The organism is Streptomyces apocyni (genome assembly GCF_009739465.1).
Lineage (GTDB): Bacteria > Actinomycetota > Actinomycetes > Streptomycetales > Streptomycetaceae > Streptomyces > Streptomyces apocyni.
In genome coordinates this window covers 568,481-583,778 of sequence record NZ_WHOM01000078.1, presented here as the reverse complement: position 1 = coordinate 583,778, position 15,298 = coordinate 568,481, and the positions used below count along the sequence as shown (strand labels likewise).

Genomic DNA, 15,298 nt, shown 5'->3' with positions numbered 1-15,298 from the left:
TACAAGCAGACACCCACCCTCTCTTTTGTCCGAAGAGAAGAGACCCTGCGTCACCTGCGTCACCACGGGACGGAAAACAACCCCTGACCTGCTGCTACAGCGGTGACGCAGACGGCTGATAGCTGCGTCACCGCGCGTCACCCGCGTCACCGGTGACGCGGCCCTGACCTCTCTGCGTCACTCAAAACCCCAGGTCAGACCCCACAGGTGACACAGATGACGCGGTGACGCAGAAATCCACACCTCGGACACATACGAGGCCCGCAAGGGCTCGCCATCCTGCGAACGGGGCCAAGAGCCCCGCCATGACCGAAGCCTCGAAGGAGTCGACCGTGGCACGCCCCAAGAAGCTCAAACTTGCCGAAGTCCTCGAAGAGATCGACATGAGCCGCGCCGCCTTCTACCGGATGCGTGCCCGCGGCCAAGCCCCCCGCCTCCACAAGCTCCCGAACGGTGAACTCCGCGTCAGCCGAGCTGACCTGGACGCCTGGTGGGCGCGCTGCGAAGAGAACACCGCGTAGATCATTCCGCTTCACCGGGGCCCGCGCCGAGCGCGGGCCCCTCGTTCTGTCTGGAGGGACATGCTCACGTACGACGTCGATTTCTGGTCCATTCGTAAGCGCAAGGGGCGTCCGAAGCCTTGGGAACTGCGTTGGCGCGTGGGCGAGCAGGCCCACTCACGCAGCTTCAAACTCAAGACCCAAGCGGAAGGTCGTCAGTCGCAGTTGATGGCCGCTCTTCGCGACCGCCAGCAATTCGACGAGGAAACGGGGCTCCCTGAGGGCGAGTTGACGGCCCGCAATTCCCCTTCCTGGTACGAGCACGTCACGGAGTACGTCCTCATGAAGTGGCCTCAAGCCGCCGCCAAGCACCGGGCGAGCATCGCGGAGTCGCTCGCGGTCGTGACCCCTGCTCTCGTCACTAGCAAGCGGGGCGCACCCCGCTCGACCGTGCTGCGTGATGCCCTCTACCAGTGGGCGTTCCGGGCGGTGCGAGACCCGGAAGGAACCTGGGTCGCGCGTCACACCGCCGAAGAACCGCCCTCGGACATCCGCGCGGCCCTTGAGTGGATCGCCGCCCACTCCATCAAGGTCAAGGCCTTGGAGGACCCCACGCTTCTACGTCCCGCCCTAGAAGCTCTCTCGCTCAGGCTGGACGGGGGCAAGGCCGCTGAGAACACGGTCAGGCGCAAGCGCATGGTTCTGAGCAACGTGCTCCGTTACACGGTTGAGGAGAGGGGGCTACTCACGGCGAACCCGCTGCCCCGCGTGGATTGGACACCGCCCGAAAGTGACGACGCGATCGATTTCCGCTACGTACCGGGCCCGAGCAAGGCACGTGCCTTGCTCGGAGCTGTCCGCGATTCTGGACCTCGAGGCGAGCACCTCCATGCATTCTTCGGGTGCCTCTACTACGCGGCTATGCGGCCCGGCGAGATCGTCGCACTCAAGGAATCGGACTGCACCCTGCCGCCCAACTCGCCGGAGTCTGTCAAGGAGTGGGGCGAGCTGCTGCTCGGAGAGAGCCGCCCGGAAGTAGGTGGCGGCTGGACAGATGACGGAACGTCGTACGAGACCCGGGGTCTCAAGCGGCGTAAGCGCGGCGCGACGCGAAGCGTGCCAATCCCGCCCGTTCTCGTGCACCTGCTCCGAGAGCACATCGCCCGGTACGGTACAGCCGACGACGGCCGACTGTTCCGGGCGGCGCGGGGAGGACGGGTGGCCTCCACGGAGTACTGCGACCTTTGGGAGAAGGCGCGAGGCGCTGTGCTCTCTCCTGCCGAGGCCAAGTCCGCGCTCGCGGCAGTGCCGTACTCCCTGCGCCACGCGGGCGTTTCCCTCTGGATCAAGTCGGGCGTGGACCCGGCGGAGGTCGCTGCTCGCGCTGGCCACAGCATCGCCGTGCTGTACCGCTTCTACGCGAAGATCCTCAAGGGCGGTCAGGAGCACTCCAACGACCTGATCTCTCGCGCGCTCGACGAGGGGGACAAGCCCTGATCCTGGCCCACAGATGGCCCATACGCACTGGTCAGAACTGGGATACCGGCGAGTCAGGGTGAGACAGGGTGAGCAAAGAAGGGGTGCCCCTCGCTGAGGGGCACCCCTTCTGACCTGCAAGGTCTCTGACCTGCTGCGGTGGGTGTGGGATTTGAACCCACGGTGACTCGCGCCACGACGGTTTTCAAGACCGTTCCCTTAGGCCGCTCGGGCAACCCACCTCGCTCGCCGCCCACTCAGGGCGGAGCGGGTACAGCGTACCGGCCTTGGGCGGTGGCGTGTGGGTCAGGTGGGGTTGGGGCGTTGCGGCCTCAGGCGCTGCGTCTCGGTGTCGTAGTCGGCCAGGACGGCGCGCAGGTGGTCCAGGGCCTCTGGGGGGATCTCGGAGGGAGCGGACTCGGCCACATGGCGGGCGGCGGCCACCAGGGCGGAGAACTCGTAGACATGGGCGGTCGCGCGAAGCACCCCGGGTCGGGCCCACTCCAGTTGCATCGGTCAGCCCTGCGACGCCAGGTAGGACTTGATCTGCTCCAGCTCACGGGCGAAGTCGTCGTAGTCCTCACGCATGCCGTTGAGGTACGCGCTCCAGCCGAGGCTGTTCTTCGCGTAGTGCACGGCTTCCTGGATCTCCTCATCCGTGGCCCCGAACAGCTTTGCGGCCTCCGTGTGGAAGAGGGTGCAGTAGCGGCACTTCGTCTCGGAGTGCAGGGCGATCCCGATCAGTTCCTTGTACTTGTTCGGGATCAGCGTCTCGCCGAGTTCCAGCTTCTTGAAGATCTCCCACTCGGCGTCCAGGAGATCGTCGGGGATGTCCGCGAAGAAGTGCGGTACGAGACCCAGGGTTTCCTTGATCTCCGACTCGACTTCCGGGCGGCTGCGGCCAGGCATCGCTGACCACTTCCTCTCTCCTCGATCGGATTCTCAGACCCTTCCAGTGTGACGCAGCTCACATTGGAAGGCGACCGGGTCCGGTCCGGGATCAGCTCAGGTCAGGTCTGGTCAGCTCTCGTCCTTGCTTTCCAGGACCAGCTCGACCGTGCGCTCCTTGCCGTCGCGCTCGTACGTGAGCTCGACCTCGTCTCCCGGCTGGTACGTCCAGATCTCGCTGATCAGGGTGGGGCCGCTGTCGATCGGGCGGTCGCCCAGCTTGGTGATCAGGTCGCCGGGCTCGAGGCCCGCCTTGTCGGCGGGGCCGCCGTTGAGGATCGGGTCGCTGTTGTCGACGCCCCGTTCCGGGATGCGGGCGCCGTCGCGGGCGTTCTCCTGCGTGGAGACCGAGGCGCCGATCATCGGGTAGACGGCCTTGCCCGTCTTGATCAGCTGCTGGGCGACGTTCTTCGCCTGGTTGATCGGGATCGCGAAGCCCAGGCCGATCGAGCCCGCCGGGCCGCCGCCGATGCCGCCCCGGGTGGACTGGATGGCGGAGTTGACGCCGATGACCGCGCCGCGGGAGTCGAGGAGCGGGCCGCCGGAGTTGCCCGGGTTGATCGAGGCGTCGGTCTGCAGGGCGCTCATGTACGAGTTCTTGCTGGTGCCCGTGCCGTCGCTGGAGGACACCGGGCGGTTCTTGGCGCTGACGATGCCGGTGGTGACGGTGTTGGAGAGGCCGAAGGGGGCGCCGATCGCGATGGAGTCGTCGCCTACGGCCACCTTGTCGGAGTCGCCGAGGGGGAGCGGGGCAAGGTCACCCCTGCCGTTCTTCAGCTTGAGTACGGCGACGTCGTAGCCCTGGGCTCGGCCGACCACCTCGGCGTCGTACTTCTTGCCGTCGGAGAACGTCACCGAAACCCTGCCGCCGTCGGCCGCGGATGCCACGACGTGGTTGTTGGTGAGGATGTGGCCCTCTTTGTCGTAGACGAAGCCGGTGCCTGTGCCGCCTTCCGCTTCGCCCGCGCCACCGCCGCCCTGGGCGTCGATGGTGACGACGCTGGGCAGCGCCTTGGCCACGATGTCCGCGACCGAGCCCGGCTCGCGCTTGAGGTCGGCCGGGGTCTGCGAGGCGGAGACGGTCGTGGACGTGCTGGTGGAGCTGTCGGTGCGCTCGGCTGCCCAGTAGCCGATGCCGCCGCCTACTCCGCCCGCGATCAGGGCGGCGGCCAGTACTGCGGCGACGAGGCCGCCCCTGCCCCGGCCCGGGCCGGACGGCTGGGGCGGGTGGTAGGAGGCGCCCCACTCGTGGCCTCCTCCCCCGCCACCGGCGCCGCCGACGCCGCTGTGGGCGTAGGCGGGCAGGGTGGGGGGTGCGGGTGGCCAAACGGCTCCCGCTGCGTTGGGTCCCGTAGCGGCGGGTCCCATAGCGCTGGGTGGCTGGGGGACTCCGGCCGCGTTGGTCGCCGCCTCAGGCGCGGCGTGCGCGGCGGGCGCGGCCTCGGGCGCGGCCCGCGGCGGCTCTGGCGCGTTCGGCGCCTCGGGCTCAGGCTCGGGCTCGGGAGTGTCCGCGGCCGGTGGCACAGGAGGTGCGGACGGGGCGGGCGGTACCGCGTTGTCCTTGTCCTCGTGTTCGGTGCTCACAGCTTTCTCTCCTCGGTCCGCGACGCTGTCTCCAGTACTCCATCAGCTTTTCCCACCGGGCGTCAGAGCACCATAAGCGGCGCCTGTGCGTCCGCCGCCCGGGTTACCACCCGCCCCATCCACCCCGCACTCCCAAGGGTGACACCATGACGCCGTGACCTCCGCTCCACAGAACCTCCCGCAAGTCATCGCTCACCGGGGCGCGTCCGAAGACGCGCCCGAGCACACCCTCACCGCGTACAAGAAGGCCATCGAGGACGGCGCCGACGCCCTCGAATGCGATGTACGGCTGACCGCGGACGGCCATCTCGTCTGCGTACACGACCGTCGCGTCAACCGCACGTCGAACGGCCGCGGCGCCGTCTCGGCCCTGGAGCTCGCCGATCTCGCCGCGCTGGACTTCGGTTCCTGGAAGAACCGTGAGGACGGCCCGGACTGGGAGGACACCTCTGTCCTCACCCTGGAGCGGCTGCTTGAGCTCGTCGCCGACGCGGGCCGCCGGGTCGAGCTGGCCATCGAGACCAAGCACCCCACCCGCTGGGCGGGGCAGGTCGAGGAACGGCTGCTGCACCTGCTCAAGCGCTTCGGCCTGGACGCCCCGGCGACCCCCGCGGAGTCTCCCGTACGGATCATGAGCTTCTCGGCGCGTTCGCTGCACCGCGTCCGTGCCGCGACCCCCACCCTCCCGGTCGTCTACCTGATGCAGTTCGTGACGCCGCGGCTGCGCGACGGCCGACTGCCGGAGGGGGTCAGCATCGCGGGCCCTGGGATGCGGATCGTACGCAATCACCCCGCCTTCATCGAGCGGTTGCAGCGCGCCGGTCACCAGGTCCATGTGTGGACCGTCGACGATCCCGCGGACGTGGAGCTCTGCGCCCAGCTCGGCATCGACGCGGTCATCACCAACCGGCCGCGCGAGGTGCTACGCCAGCTCGGCCGCTAGGGGCCTAGGTCGTGTGGGCCGTGGTGCGTGACCGGCGCCACAATTCAACCTCGTGTCACTCACGCAGAGTGCCCCGGCGCGTTCGGTCCGTGTTCGATCGTGACGAGTGCGTCACCAGGCATGCGTGGGGCGGTTTCCGGCCCAGTTCATCGGGGCATTCACACCGTGGCGTGGGGCAAAGGAGGTCTCGGGGGTGGCGTTGGTGGTGGCACAGGAGGTGCCCGCGTCTTCGAGCATGGCCGTACTCCATGGCCCTGCGGGCGTCGGGCAGGCAAGACACCGGATGCGTGATGAGTTGCGTATCAGCAGGGTGCCGGATTCGGTGATCGACGACGCCGTTCTCGTTCTGTCCGAGCTGCTCAGCAACGCCTGTCGGCATGGCAGGCCGCTCAGGAGCAGCAACAGCGGCAACAGCGGCAACAGCAGCAATAACGGCAGCAGCCACAACGGCGACAACCGCAACGGCAGCGGCGCGACCGTCGATGACGGCGATGTGCGGGCCGCCTGGCGCGTGGACGACGCGGGTCGGCTGACGGTGGAAGTGACGGACGGCGGTGGTCCCACCCGACCGGTTCCGGCCACGCCCTCGGTCACCGCGCGCGGCGGCCGTGGGCTCAACATCATCAAGGCGCTCGCCGAGGACTGGGGCGTACGCGACGACGCCCCCGGCGAAGTCACCGTCTGGGTGGTCATCGCTGCCGGGAACCGCCATGACGATTTCGCTACGCGCGTCGCGAGTCCCTCGGCCATCGCCGCCGCCGAGCTGCAGTTCGCGGATCCCTTCGAGGATCTCAGCTGACGGCTGCCCCGGTCCTTCACGGTGAGCCATCTGAACCGTCTGAGCTGCGGTCCGTCCTCGACGGAGGCCCCGTGGCGTCCCCGTGGACCGCCCCGGTGGACCGCCCCGCCCGCGCCGCCCCGGCGATGGCTGCTCTTCCCGTACGAGCGGATAGGCTCGCGCCCGTACGCAGTGAGCCGTAACCGGGAGACAGCCACCATGGCCAAGAAGCGCCCCCAGACCAAGGGCAAGGGCAAGCCGCAGAGCGCGCCGCAGATCAGCAGCGGCGAGATCCCGGTCGTCGGCGCCCGCGAACCCTGCCCCTGCGGCTCCGGCCGCCGCTACAAGGCCTGCCACGGCCGGGCCGCCGCGCACGCGGTGACCGAGCTGGTGCACCGCCCCTTCGAGGGGCTGGCGGGTGAGTGCGACTGGGTCGCGCTGCGCGAGCTGGTCCCGGCCGCCACCGTTGAACTCCCGCTGAAGGACAAGCTCCCGGACGGCGTCCCGTCGGTCACCCTCGCCACGGTGCTGCCGATGGCCTGGCCCGCCCTGCGTCGTGACGACGGCTCGGTGCTCATCGGTTTGCAGAACGACACCGCGTCGGGCGACCTCAGCCGCGACCTCGCCGACACCCTCCAGCGCGCGCTGGATGCCGAGCCCGGTACTCCGGTCGCGGCCCGCCGCGTCCCGGCCGACGGTCCTCGGTTGCAGGATCTGCTCGATCCGACGGGCGTTTTCGAGCCGGTCGTTCATGACGGTTTCGCGTTCTGGGTGCCCGACTCGGAGAACGCGACCCCTGAGGTTTCAGCCTCTTTGGAGCGGGCGAACGCCGCGGCCATCCCGACCGTCAAATTGTCTGGTGTCGACGCCGCTTACTGGTGCGAGACCCCGGAGAAGAACCATTTGCGCTGGGTTATGCCGCACCCTGAGGAGCAGCTCCTCGACGCGCTGGCCCGACTGCACGCGGCGGGCGAGTCGAGCCTCGGCGACGGCACCCGGCTGGTCGGCTCCTTCCGGGCGCACGGGCTGATGGTGCCGGTCTGGGACCTGCCGAGCGAGGTGCGCGCCGCGGATGTCGAGGCGCCCGCCGCCGCCTTCGCCGAGCGCCTGGCCGGGGCTCTGACCAGTGAGGCCCCGCTCACCGCCGACGAGCGGCGGGCGCGCGGCGGACTCACCAACCGTCAGGTGACGCTCAGCTGACGACGCCGGGTACGCCCGTTCGAACAGGTCCGTCCAGGGGGACGGACCTGTTCGTTGTTCCGGACAGGTCGGGAACGCCCGGCGAGACCCGGCAAGACCGGCAGGGGGCACACCTCAGACACAGCGGGACGTATGACTCCGGTCACAACTCCCCACCCGGACAGGTAAATCCGTGTCCGAATAGCCGAGATCGAATTTGCGAACCGCCGATCTCTTGTTACCGTTCAGATAGCCCGGTCGCTGGTGCATCCCCCGTCGCCAGCGACCGGGCCCTTGTTTGTTCTTGATCCGGCCCTGATCCTTCTTGATCCTCAACGGCCGTTCGCTCAGGCGGGGTTGCTTCCCACCCGGAGCAGAAGCTCCGACTGGCCGCCGCTCTCGGCCCCCTCGGCACCGGAATCCAAAGCCTCGCGTTCAGGCGCCGCGAATTCCGCGATAGCGGTATAGGCCGACCGCTCGCCGGTGACTCGTTCCCGGGGCGTGTCGCAGGCCCCTGGCTCCTCTCCGGCCGCCACCGCGCAGTGCGTCTGCACAGTGCGTCCGCCGGGCCCCATGAGGACCAGCACGGCACGCAGCGCGTCACCTGTCGCGTTGCGGTAGTACGTACGCGCCCAGGTCCGCTCACCCTCGAACAGGACGCAGGTCTGCGCCTCGACGCCGTCAGGCGAGGCGAGTTCGGGTCCGCAGCGTTCGGCGTCCAAGGGATCGGCGTCCAGGGCATCTGCGCCCAAGGGACCGGCAGGCTCCTTGGGTTGATCACGTACGGGCTCCCTGGCCCTCACGGACTCCTCGGCCCGTACGGCTTCCCCGGCCCGTACGGACTCCTCAGCCCGTACGGACTCCGCCGCGTCACCCGCCGTCTGCCCCGCGACCGCCCCGGCCAGCGGCAGCAGGGCGGCCAAAGCCACGGCGGCCGTCAGCACCGCCATACGAGCTCGCTCCAAGGGACCCACCTGCTCAACCGTCACTCAACGCCGGAAAGGTGAGGCTGAACCTATCGGCGGACCACACCCCCACAGCGCGCCCCGCGCCCATACGCCCTAGAACTCGGGCGCGCTCACACCCGTACGAGTGAGGGTCTCGACCAGAACGTCGAGCACAGCCTCCACGTCCGGCAGCCAGGGAGTGGCGGAGCCGGGCAGCGGCGCGCGCTCCCAGCGGACCTGGCCCGGCGCGACCTCCGACGGTGGCAGCACCACATAGCCGCCCTCGCTGTGGAAGCGCAGGGAGCTGGGCACCCAGTCCTTGGCGTACAGCAGCTCGCCGAGCCGCTCCATGGAGTACGGGGCCACCAGCAGCATCCAGCGGTCGGGTGCCGCGATGACGGGGCCGAGCCGGACGCCGCCGCTGTGCAGTTCGGCCAGCGCCTGGGCCGCCGCGCCGGACGGGAGACTGATGGCGCACGGGCCGCGGCCGCCGGTCGCCAGGACGATCGGGGCGGTGGGGCGGTTGGTCCACCACCAGCGGACCATCCGCGCGTCGGTCGTCGCGGCCAGTAGCCCGGGGTCGAAGGGGTGGCCGCCGGGGACCGCGCACTCGGCGTCCGGGCAGGCGCAGCCGGGCGAACCGGTGCGCCGGGGGCCCACGCCGGGAAGTACGGGCCACTGCCACGCGGTCGCGAAGGTCAGGGCCGCGCCGATCAGGTCAGGCCTCCCGCTGCCTCGCTTCGACAGGAGCCTGCGTCGCCTTCCGGGGATCTCGCGCATGAGCGCTCGTCCTTTCCGTTGAACGCCGAGGGCCACAACACACCCTGTGTGCATGAGTTCACTGTGCGTACAAGTCAGCGGATCACACTCCAGCCTTAAGGCGCGGAGAGTCTCGATATCGTCCAGCTTGGGTGGTACGAGCTTGAGCTTGGTACCTCTTGCGGCATGGCGTCGGGTGGCGTGCGCCTGGCGCTTGCCATCCCACGTACGGAATCCCGCCATGCCCGCTGGGACACGGCCTCGCCTTCTAAGACGTTCGGGTTCGCCATCTGGTTCAGGCTGGTTCAGGCTTGTTCAGGGCCAGCGTCAACTGCCCCTGGCCATCAACCAGTACGTAAACCAGTACGTACCCTGCACGGCCGTCGTGACGCGCTGTCGAGCGGGCCCAGTCGACCGCAAGGCGTAGTCAGCGTAAGCCATTTTCCGCCAACTTGGGTTTCCTGCTCTTTGCCCTCTCAGGTTTCTTTCACACCTCTTGACACAAGGAATCCCCGCAGGACAATGCTGGACATCCCCTCTCCAGGCCGTGTAGATGTGGAGCCATTGCTAGCGCCGCAGAAGACATGGGGGTTTGCGATGCTTTTGGGCAGTACAGGCAATACGCACCGGTCGGAAAGCCGATCATCATGAGCGCCCCGCACCTTCCGAAAGTGGCTGGAATCGATTCCACGGTTCCACCCCCCGCACACACTGTGGCGCCAACGGCGGAGCCTCCGGAAGCCGCCGTGCCACCCATCCCCGTCGGTACCGTGGCTCCCGCGGTCGCCGTACTCCAAGATCGGCTCGCTGGCTGGGTCTCCGATCTCACGACGCTGCACGAGCTGACCGAACGACTCGCCCGCACCTCGGACCTGGACGACGCGCTCCGGGAGATCCTGCGCGCCGGAGCCGCCCTGGTCGGCGCCCGCCGCGGTCTGATCGTCCTCGAACCCGCCGACGGACAGGGCCCGGACACCACGATCGGCCTCGGCCTCGCGCACGCCGACCTCGGGCACATCGAGACCGTCCCGCGCAGCGCCACCTCCTACGGCCGCATCCTCGACGGACTCCCGGACACCGGCACCGAGATCGCCAGCCCCGACCTGCTCTCCGAGGACGGCCTCGACCCCCGCCACCGCGAGGTCGCCGCCCGCCTCGGCTACGCCGCGAGCTACGCCACGGCGCTGACCACCGACGCTGCGGGCCGGTCCGAGGTGACGGGCCGGTCCGAGGCGGCGGACCGATCCGAGGCGGCGGACCGATCCATGGCGGCGGGCGGCTCCGTGGCAGCGGGCGGCTCCGTGGCGGCACGGCTCGGCGCCGCGGTCTGGCTGTACGACGAACCCGCCGAGCCCAGCGAGCGGCAGCGCCATCTCATCGGCCTGTACACGCGCTACGCCGCCGAGCACCTGGCCCGGCTCACCGAACTGGACCGGGCCCGCCGCAAGGTCGCCACCATCACCGAGGAGTTGCTGCCCAGCAGGCTGCCCCGAGTGGCCGGGGTGCAGCTCGCCGCCCGGCACCGCACGGGACCGCGCGGCGGCGGCGACTGGTACGACGCGCTGCCGCTGCCGGAGGCCGCCCTCGGCCTGGCGGTCGGCTCGGTCACCGGTTCCGGCCCGAGCGCGGTGGCGGCGATGGGGCGGCTACGGGCGTCTCTGCGGGCGTACGCCGTGATGGAGGGCGAGGACCCGGTCGCCGTTCTGTCCGACCTGGAGCTGCTGCTGCGGCTGACCGAGCCCGCGCGCAGCGCCACCGCGCTCTTCGCGTACTGCGAACCCGGGCCGCGCAAGATCGTGCTGGCCGGTGCGGGCCACGCGCCGCCGCTGGTGATCGGTGAGCGGCGCACCGAGTTCGTGGAGACCTCGCTGTCGGCGCCGCTGGGGATGCTTGCCTGCTGGGAGGCGCCGAGCGTGGAGTTCGCTCTTGAGCCTGGAGAAACGGTGCTGCTGTACACGGACGGGCTGCTGCACCGTACCGGCGACGCCATGGACCGGGCCTTCGCGCGGCTGCACGCGGCGGCCGCGAGTGTGCCGGCGTCGATCAGGGGCGATCCAGGCTCGATCGCGGACCACGTCCTGCGCACCGTGCTGCCGGACGGGCGGGACGCCACCGACAGCCAGGAGGACATCGTGCTGCTCGCCGCCCGCTTTGACTGACTCGTCACTCCTGACTTCTAGCCGCTTCCTCGCACGTCACAGCTGATGCCACAGGGCTGTCTTGCCCACCGAATTACGATGGAAGGCGGTCCAGTGTCGTATCGAGGAGGCAGTCGTGTCGGACGAGCTCAACCCAGAGGCCCCGGAGACCCCGGAAGGCTCTGCGGAGCAGCCGATCAAGCAGCGCAAGAACGGCCTGTACCCAGGCGTTTCCGATGAGCTTGCCGAGAACATGCAGTCTGGTTGGGCCGACACCGAGCTCCGCGATCTAGAGCCGATCGCGCAGGCCGAGCACACCGCGCGCCGCCGCGCCGCGCTCTCCGCGCGCTTTCCCGGCGACCGCCTGGTGATCCCCGCGGGCAACCTGAAGACCCGCTCCAACGACACCGAGTACCCCTTCCGCTCCTCGGTCGAGTACACGTACCTCACCGGCGACCAGACGGAGGACAGCGTCCTGGTCCTGGAGCCCACCACCGGCGGCCACCAGGCCACGGTCTACCGACTGCCCCGCTCCAACCGCGAGAACGGCGAGTTCTGGCTGAAGGGCGACGGCGAGCTGTGGGTCGGCCGCCGCAACTCGCTGGCCGAGGCCGAGCAGCTGCTCGGTATCGCCACCGCCGACGTACGCGAGCTGCCGCAGCTGCTGACCGACGCCACGGGCCCGGTCCGTGTCGTACGGGGCTACGACGCCGGAATCCAGACGGCGCTGACCGACAAGGTGACCGCCGAGCTCGACGAAGAGCTGCGGGTCTTCCTCTCCGAGGCCCGCGCGGTCAAGGACGCGTTCGAGATCGGCGAGCTACAGAAGGCCGTCGACTCCACGGTGCGCGGCTTCGAGGACGTCGTACGCGTCCTGGACAAGGCCGAGGCCACCAGCGAGCGCTACATCGAGGGCACGTTCTTCCTCCGTGCTCGCGTGGAGGGCAACGACGTCGGGTACGGCTCGATCTGCGCCGCGGGCCCGCACGCCACGACGCTGCACTGGGTACGTAACGACGGCCCGGTCCGCTCCGGTGACCTGCTGCTCCTGGACGCGGGCGTGGAGACGCACTCCCTCTACACCGCGGACGTCACCCGTACGCTGCCGATCAACGGCCGTTTCAGCGAGCTCCAGCGCACGATCTACGACGCCGTGTACGAGGCCCAGGAGGCCGGTATCGCGGCGGTCAAGCCGGGCGCGAAGTACCGCGACTTCCACGAGGCCGCGCAGCAGGTACTGGCCACGAAGCTGGTCGAGTGGGGCCTCGTCGAGGGCCCGGTCGAGCGCGTCCTGGAGCTGGGTCTGCAGCGCCGCTGGACCCTGCACGGCACCGGCCACATGCTCGGCCTGGACGTCCACGACTGCGCGGCCGCGCGCACCGAGGCGTACGTGGACGGCACGCTGGAGCCGGGCATGTGCCTGACCGTCGAGCCGGGGCTGTACTTCCAGGCGGACGATCTGACGGTGCCGGAGGAGTACCGCGGCATCGGCATCCGGATCGAGGACGACATCCTGGTGACCGAGGACGGCAACCGCAATCTGTCGGGCGCGCTGCCGCGTCGGGCGGACGAGGTCGAGGCGTGGATGGCGGACCTCAAGGGCTGACTCAAGGGCTGACGCTTCCCGCGCACGCACCGAAAGGGCCGGGCGACACCTACGGGTGGCGCCCGGCCCTTGGTGTAGGTGCCCGGCCCTTGGTGTAAGCGCCGGATAAGTGCCGCCGGGTGTCCGCGGTGCGTTCACTCCCTGCGCGCACCGTGAAGGGGCTCGCTCCGTCGGGTGCCCGGCCCGGCGGCCCTTCAGCGTTGGAGAGCAGGTCCGTCGATGCCCAGTCCAGCCCTGTCCACGTTCACATCCACATCCACATCCACGTTCAGGCCCGCGCCCGCGCCCACGTCCGGGCCCACACCTACGCCGTCGCGTAGCTACACCGTCTCGGTCGCCAGCCATGCCGACCACGCCGACCAGGTACGTGCCGCACAGCGGCTGCGCTTCCAGGTGTTCGGCGAGGAGCTGGGGGCCCGTCTGCACACGCCGGTCGACGGGCTCGACATCGACGCGTTCGACGCCGTCGCCGACCACCTGATCGCCACCGAGACCGGCAGCGGCGAGGTGGTCGGCACCTACCGGCTGCTGCCGCCCGGCCGCAGCGAGCACCTCTACTCGGAAGGTGAGTTCGCGCTGTCGTCGCTCGACGCGATCCGCCCGCACCTGGTGGAGGCGGGCCGCTCCTGTGTGCACCCTGACCATCGCGACGGGTCGGTGATCAACCTGATGTGGTCGGCACTGGCCCGCTATGTCCTGCTGTCCGGGCACGGCTATCTGGCGGGCTGTGCCTCGGTCTCGCTGGACGACGGCGGGCGGGCCGCGACCAGCGCCTGGCGGCTCGGCGAGACCCGGCACGCGGCCCCGCCCGAGCTGCGGGTGCGTCCGCTGCGGCCGTGGCAGCCGGACGCGGCGGTGGCCGCGGCGCTGGACGACCGGGCGGCGAGCTACGCGGAGCTGCCGCCGTTGCTGCGCGGCTATCTGCGGCTCGGCGCCTGGATATGCGGGGCGCCCGCGCACGACCCGGAGTTCGGCGTGGCCGACTTCTACGTCCTGCTCCCGATGGACCGCGTCAACGACCGGTACCGGCGCTACTTCCTCGGCCTCGGGGAGGGAGACGAACGGTGAACACCTGGGCCGCGAGTTCTCCGTGCACCCCGCGCTGTGTGGTGTCCACGACCGCCCCCGTACGCCGCACAACACGACTGCGCCGCTACGCGGACGTCGCCGCCCTCCTCGGCGGCGCGCTGGCGGCGGGCCGGACGCTCGGCGATCCGACGGTGGTACGGCGGCGGGCGCGCGGGCTGCTCGACGCGCTGGGCGTACGGCTTGAGCTGGACGGAGACGAGAGCCGTACCGCGCCCGGCACGCTGATCGTCGCCGACCACGTCTCCTGGCTCGACCCGATCGCGCTGCTCGCCCACGAACCGGCCATCCTGCTGGCCAAGAGCGAGGTGGCGCGCTGGCCGGTGGCCGGTCGGCTGACCACCCGCGTCGGCACCTGCTTCATCGACCGCGCGCGCCCGCGCGCCCTGCCGGAAGCCGTCGCCGGGGTACGGGACCACCTGCTGGCCGGACGTTCGGTCATGGTCTTCCCGCAGGCCACCACCTGGTGCCGCGAGTCGGGCGGCGTCTTCAGGCGGGCCATGTTCCAGGCCGCGCTGGACGCGGGTGCCCCGGTCAGACCGGTGACGATCAGCTATCGGCAGCACGGCGTGCCGAGCACGGTGGCCGCGTTCGTGGGCGACGACGGCTTTCTGCCCTCGCTGCTACGGGTGGCGGGGGCGGACGGCCTCACCGTACGGATCACGGCTCATGACCCGCTGCTGCCGGGCGGCGGGGCGGACCGGCGGACGCTGGCCGCACACGCACAGCGGGCCGTGGCCAGCGGGGGATGGGGCCTGTCCGGCGGGTTCGCGTCGGCTACACCGCCGCCAGCGGTGCGCTCTGGGTCCACTTGAGGACCTTCTCGAAGCTGACCACCGCGCCTCCCCGCCCCGGAGCGTTCCCGAAGGAGACGTGGTCGGCGAGCTCCTCGATCAGGAACAGGCCCCGCCCGTGCTCGTCCGTCCACTCGGCACCACAAGCATCGGGAACGCCGGGAACGCCGGGAGCGGTGAGGGTGTCCGGGCTGGGGAAGCCCGGCCCCGAGTCGGTGACCTCGATGTGGCACCGCTGGTCGTCGAGATAGGCGGTCACGCGGTACGCGTCGGCCGCACCGTCCGCCGCGCCCCGTCCGCCGCCGTGCTCCACGGCGTTCGCACACGCCTCGCTGAGGGCGAGCGAGAGGTCGTGGGAGATGTCGGGATCGACCCCCGCGGTCTCCATCGTGCCGAGCAGCAGGCGGCGGGCCAGCGGAACGCTCGCGGCCTCGCACCGCAAGTGGAGTGACCACCAGATGCTCATGCTGCAGCCTCCCGGCCGTGGCTCGACATACCGATACGTATTGCCCCAAGCGGCCGGTTGTAAGCGCCGGGCGAACGTGATACCGCCCATACGG

15 protein-coding genes and 1 tRNA gene are annotated in these 15,298 nt (G+C 70.1%); 9 read left to right on the top strand and 7 right to left on the bottom strand.

The window, feature by feature from the left end; all coding sequences use genetic code 11:
* Positions 1–332 precede the first annotated feature (332 nt).
* Positions 333–521, top strand: coding sequence for a helix-turn-helix transcriptional regulator (locus GCN81_RS31270; RefSeq protein WP_156728017.1), 189 nt, complete (start codon positions 333–335; stop codon positions 519–521).
* Between the two features lie 60 nt (positions 522–581).
* Positions 582–1,997 carry a tyrosine-type recombinase/integrase gene (locus GCN81_RS31265; RefSeq protein WP_156727900.1) on the top strand — a complete coding sequence of 472 codons (1,416 nt, stop codon included), beginning with the start codon at positions 582–584 and terminating at the stop codon, positions 1,995–1,997.
* 136 nt (positions 1,998–2,133) lie between these two features.
* Here the strand turns inward: GCN81_RS31265 and GCN81_RS31260 are convergent.
* The 4 genes from GCN81_RS31260 to GCN81_RS31245 form a co-directional block, all read right to left on the bottom strand.
* Positions 2,134–2,218, bottom strand: a tRNA-Ser gene (locus GCN81_RS31260).
* Positions 2,219–2,282: 64 nt separating this feature from the next.
* Positions 2,283–2,489 (bottom strand): hypothetical protein, encoded by a 207-nt coding sequence (locus tag GCN81_RS31255; protein WP_156727899.1) that lies wholly within the window; start codon positions 2,487–2,489, stop codon positions 2,283–2,285.
* A 3-nt stretch (positions 2,490–2,492) separates the two neighbouring features.
* Positions 2,493–2,885: a carboxymuconolactone decarboxylase family protein gene (locus GCN81_RS31250; protein WP_156727898.1), complete on the bottom strand. Its 393-nt coding sequence runs from the start codon at positions 2,883–2,885 to the stop codon at positions 2,493–2,495.
* A gap of 111 nt (positions 2,886–2,996) precedes the next feature.
* Entirely contained in the window at positions 2,997–4,508 is a 1,512-nt protein-coding gene (locus tag GCN81_RS31245; RefSeq protein ID WP_156727897.1) for a S1C family serine protease, read from the bottom strand.
* Between the two features lie 154 nt (positions 4,509–4,662).
* Between GCN81_RS31245 and GCN81_RS31240 the strand changes: the two genes are divergently transcribed.
* The 3 genes from GCN81_RS31240 to GCN81_RS31230 all read left to right on the top strand — a co-directional run bounded on the left by GCN81_RS31240 (position 4,663) and on the right by GCN81_RS31230 (position 7,429).
* Positions 4,663–5,451, top strand: coding sequence for a glycerophosphodiester phosphodiesterase (locus GCN81_RS31240; RefSeq protein WP_156727896.1), 789 nt, complete (start codon positions 4,663–4,665; stop codon positions 5,449–5,451).
* Positions 5,452–5,557: 106 nt separating this feature from the next.
* On the top strand, positions 5,558–6,250 hold the full coding sequence (locus tag GCN81_RS31235) for an ATP-binding protein (RefSeq protein ID WP_156727895.1): 693 nt from the start codon (positions 5,558–5,560) through the stop codon (positions 6,248–6,250).
* Between the two features lie 198 nt (positions 6,251–6,448).
* Complete coding sequence (locus tag GCN81_RS31230) at positions 6,449–7,429, top strand: DUF5926 family protein (RefSeq protein WP_156727894.1); 981 nt, start codon at positions 6,449–6,451, stop codon at positions 7,427–7,429.
* A 326-nt stretch (positions 7,430–7,755) separates the two neighbouring features.
* On the opposite strand, the gene GCN81_RS31225 is transcribed toward GCN81_RS31230, so the two are convergent.
* Positions 7,756–8,358: a hypothetical protein gene (locus GCN81_RS31225; protein ID WP_156727893.1), complete on the bottom strand. Its 603-nt coding sequence runs from the start codon at positions 8,356–8,358 to the stop codon at positions 7,756–7,758.
* Positions 8,359–8,469: 111 nt separating this feature from the next.
* Positions 8,470–9,135, bottom strand: a complete 666-nt coding sequence (locus GCN81_RS31220) for a bifunctional DNA primase/polymerase (protein ID WP_156727892.1) — start codon at positions 9,133–9,135, stop codon at positions 8,470–8,472.
* A 725-nt stretch (positions 9,136–9,860) separates the two neighbouring features.
* On the opposite strand from GCN81_RS31220, the gene GCN81_RS31215 reads away from it, so the two are divergent.
* The 4 genes from GCN81_RS31215 (at position 9,861) to GCN81_RS31200 (ending at position 14,759) form a co-directional block, all read left to right on the top strand.
* Positions 9,861–11,273 carry a PP2C family protein-serine/threonine phosphatase gene (locus GCN81_RS31215; protein ID WP_407698038.1) on the top strand — a complete coding sequence of 471 codons (1,413 nt, stop codon included), beginning with the start codon at positions 9,861–9,863 and terminating at the stop codon, positions 11,271–11,273.
* A 115-nt stretch (positions 11,274–11,388) separates the two neighbouring features.
* Entirely contained in the window at positions 11,389–12,858 is a 1,470-nt protein-coding gene (locus GCN81_RS31210) for an aminopeptidase P family protein (RefSeq protein WP_156727890.1), read from the top strand.
* Positions 12,859–13,077: 219 nt separating this feature from the next.
* A complete protein-coding gene (locus GCN81_RS31205) occupies positions 13,078–13,926 on the top strand; it encodes a GNAT family N-acetyltransferase (RefSeq protein WP_156727889.1) in 849 nt (282 codons plus the stop codon).
* A gap of 38 nt (positions 13,927–13,964) precedes the next feature.
* Positions 13,965–14,759 carry a lysophospholipid acyltransferase family protein gene (locus GCN81_RS31200; RefSeq protein ID WP_231627090.1) on the top strand — a complete coding sequence of 265 codons (795 nt, stop codon included), beginning with the start codon at positions 13,965–13,967 and terminating at the stop codon, positions 14,757–14,759.
* On the opposite strand, the gene GCN81_RS31195 is transcribed toward GCN81_RS31200, so the two are convergent.
* The gene (locus GCN81_RS31195; protein ID WP_156727887.1) at positions 14,722–15,204 is read right to left on the bottom strand and encodes an ATP-binding protein; all 483 of its coding nucleotides are present in this window, start codon (positions 15,202–15,204) and stop codon (positions 14,722–14,724) included. The two genes, GCN81_RS31200 and GCN81_RS31195, sit on opposite strands and share 38 nt — an antisense overlap.
* Positions 15,205–15,298: the final 94 nt, after the last annotated feature.